Consider the following 661-nt stretch of genomic DNA (forward strand, 5'->3'; position numbering starts at 1 on the left):
AATGATGTTGGTTATTCTTATCTATGAGCACATCACTAAGAAAGACTCTGTAAGCGAAGACGGATTAACGACGATCCCTCACAAAGGAATCGAGAACTGTGTTCGTTCAGCAACGAACCAGACAACCGCAGAGATTGGTGCTTTACTGCTGCTCATCGGTTGTACTATTTGTCTCGGCGGAACGATTGAACGCTCAGGTGTCGTAGAATTGTTCCCAGCGGAGTTTACGAGTGTCTGGGCAGCAATGGGTCTACTAGTTTGTGTCCTGATTATCATGGGTATGATCATGGAGCCCTTCGGCGCAGTTATACTAGTAAGTCAAACGATTGCACCCATCGCTTACAACGCCGGTATCGATCCGATTCACTTCTGGATGTTAACGCTAGTAGCATTTGAGCTTGGTTATCTGAGCCCACCTGTTGCGCTTAACCACCTTCTTGCTCGTCAAGTGGTAGGGGAAGAGGAAGCGCTCAAGGCCGTTTTGACCGAGGGTAGCTTCTATCAGCGCTATGAGAAAATTCTGCTACCGTTGATCACGATGGGTACAGTGCTATTGATCGTTGCGTTTACGCCACTCTTCTATCAAATGATGAGTTAGCGTAAAGCTGATATGCTGAAGAGCCTCGCCTAGTGCGGGGCTTTTTTATTTACAAGGAAAGGA

The 661-nt window shown here is 47.0% G+C and carries 1 protein-coding gene; it reads left to right on the top strand.

The genetic code is table 11. The features are described from left to right. On the top strand, positions 1-598 hold a 598-nt coding region (locus A3750_RS01110; RefSeq protein ID WP_082873150.1), incomplete at its 5' end, for a TRAP transporter large permease subunit. Positions 599-661 lie beyond the last annotated feature (63 nt).

This window comes from Oleiphilus sp. HI0079 (assembly GCF_001635105.1).